Here is a 2,193-nt window from a genome sequence, read left to right on the forward strand (position 1 = left end):
AAAGAAAAAGTTTTAATCTGTCATTCTGAGGAGCGGAGCGACGAAGAATCTAGATTTTGTAGCGTCGCAAAGTGTCTGTACAGGCAAGATCCTTCACGGAGCCTGTCCTGAGCCCAAAATGCGAGATCCTTCGCTTCGCTCAGGATGACAGCGGGCGAAGGATTCAGTTTGAGTCTTGCAAGAGGCTCAATTGATTAACGCCAGGAAATGGAGAAAATGGGGTGGATATGCAAAAGTTCCCATACAACAACCTTAGGAAATTTGCTCTTTTCCTATGGCTCCTGTTATGCTACCAAGATGTGGCCCTTGCCTCCGAACCAAAGTATAAGCTGTTTAAAAATGAAGAAGGCTTTGGCATCGTTGTCTTCCCTGTGGAAAATCTTTTTGCAGGACTGAGCAATTACATCCAATCCATCAACTTCAAGGAAGTTGAAACAGGCGAGGCGGTCATGCGGTTTGGCACGACCGACAGGGACAACCAAACCTATATGATGCCCGAGCAAGTCCAGAAAAAGCACGGCATAGAAAAATTCATCATCCTCCAAGTGATTTCCGATAATGGGATACTTGTAGGAATCTATGACCCGCAATGGGGTCTGACACTGCCTTTTGCCACACACGACCTCGACAGCGTCAAGGAAAACATTCCAAAGACCCTGGATGTTTTCAGGAATAAAATCAGCGATGAAGAAAAAAGAGGCAAAACCATTCTTTGGCGATATAATTAAATTGGGACGGTGACTGATGCCTATATATGAATTTGAGTGCGAAAAATGCAAGGGCGTACAGGAGATTTTATTGCGTACCGACGATACGCCTCCAAACAAATGCGAAAAATGCGGGGGTGAGTTGCATAAAATCATTACCTCCATGAACTTTCATCTATTTGGACCAGGCTTCTACACAACCGACAATAAAAGAAAATATCTCAAATAGCAGATCGGAGACCACAAACCGGCATAGATCAAGCGTAGCTTTCCGCGGTCACCGGTCTTCATGGGAAAGCCAATAGATGATTTATATAACCAGAAAACTTGATTTTTGCGCGAGCCATCGCCTCCACAACCCCGCGTTCTCCGACGAAAAAAACAAAGAAGTTTTTGGGCTCTGCAACAACCCCAATGGACATGGTCATACTTATACTTTGGAAGTCACCATCAAAGGTGAAGCCGATCCGGGAAATGGCATGGTCATGGACTTCAAGCATCTCAAGCAACTGATCAAAACTGAAATCATCGCAAAAGTAGACCATAAAAATCTCAATGTCGATGTCCCGTTTTTGGAAGGTGTCATATCAACAGTAGAAAATATGGCCATGATTTTCTGGGATATTCTGGAACCAAAAATTAAAAACGGCGTCATATATGAGATAAAATTATACGAATCTGAACGCAACTATGTAATTTATAGAGGCAAAAACAGTGCGAAATCTAGTTAAAAACATATTGGAACACCTTGGAGAAGACCCCAACCGGGAAGGACTGCTAAACACCCCGGAACGCGTTGAAAAATCATTGAAGGCTCTCACGAACGGCTATAATGTCAACATCGATGATCTGGTCAACGACGCCATATTCACAGAAGGCTACAATGAAATGGTGATCGTAAAGGACATTGAAATGTTCAGCCTTTGCGAACACCATCTTTTGCCTTTTTTTGGAAGATGTCATGTCGCTTATGTCCCGTCTGGCAAGATCATCGGCTTGAGCAAAATCCCGAGAATCGTCGACGTCTTCAGCCACAGGTTGCAGGTTCAGGAGAGACTGACCATGCAAATCGGCGACTGTTTGAACAAGATACTGGAACCCGCAGGTGTAGCCGTGGTCATCGAGGCGCTCCATCTTTGTATGACCATGAGGGGGGTGGAAAAACAAAATGCCTACACCACAACCAGTTGCATGTTGGGCAATTTCAAAACCAACCCGATAACACGAAGCGAGTTCCTGAGTCTCATACAAAATCCGACGAATGTGCGCATCTGAGATGGTCTACTTTAACCGACAGACCCTTGACAGGCTTGCAATCCATCTAAATGAGTGAAAACACCAATAGCTTCATAACCAAAGAACTGATATTGGAAAAAAGCCATTTGATCCCGGAAATTTTCGGCGTTCAAGATGCCCACCTCAAACAGATAGAGAAGAAATTCAATGTCCGTATCACCACCAGAGAAAACCAGATCAAAATAAAGGG

At 44.1% G+C, this 2,193-nt stretch carries 5 protein-coding genes; 4 read left to right on the plus strand and 1 reads right to left on the minus strand.

Features of this window, described 5'->3' with window-relative positions; genetic code table 11:
• The first annotated feature begins 227 nt into the window (after positions 1-227).
• From HY877_09330 to folE, 4 genes are all read left to right on the plus strand, one after another.
• Positions 228-728 carry a hypothetical protein gene (locus tag HY877_09330; GenBank protein MBI5300472.1) on the plus strand — a complete coding sequence of 167 codons (501 nt, stop codon included), beginning with the start codon at positions 228-230 and terminating at the stop codon, positions 726-728.
• 16 nt (positions 729-744) lie between these two features.
• Positions 745-936, plus strand: a complete 192-nt coding sequence (locus HY877_09335) for a zinc ribbon domain-containing protein (GenBank protein MBI5300473.1) — start codon at positions 745-747, stop codon at positions 934-936.
• A gap of 76 nt (positions 937-1,012) precedes the next feature.
• The gene (locus HY877_09340) at positions 1,013-1,438 is read left to right on the plus strand and encodes a 6-carboxytetrahydropterin synthase (GenBank protein ID MBI5300474.1); all 426 of its coding nucleotides are present in this window, start codon (positions 1,013-1,015) and stop codon (positions 1,436-1,438) included.
• Complete coding sequence (gene folE, locus HY877_09345; protein MBI5300475.1) at positions 1,422-1,982, plus strand: GTP cyclohydrolase I FolE; 561 nt, start codon at positions 1,422-1,424, stop codon at positions 1,980-1,982. The genes HY877_09340 and folE overlap by 17 nt, the downstream gene beginning before the upstream one ends.
• Positions 1,983-1,993: 11 nt before the next feature.
• Here the strand turns inward: folE and HY877_09350 are convergent.
• Positions 1,994-2,193 (minus strand): hypothetical protein (locus HY877_09350; GenBank protein MBI5300476.1); only part of this gene is annotated, 200 nt, incomplete at its 5' end.

Source organism: Deltaproteobacteria bacterium (assembly GCA_016213065.1).
Classification (GTDB): domain Bacteria; phylum UBA10199; class UBA10199; order SPLOWO2-01-44-7; family SPLOWO2-01-44-7; genus JACRBV01.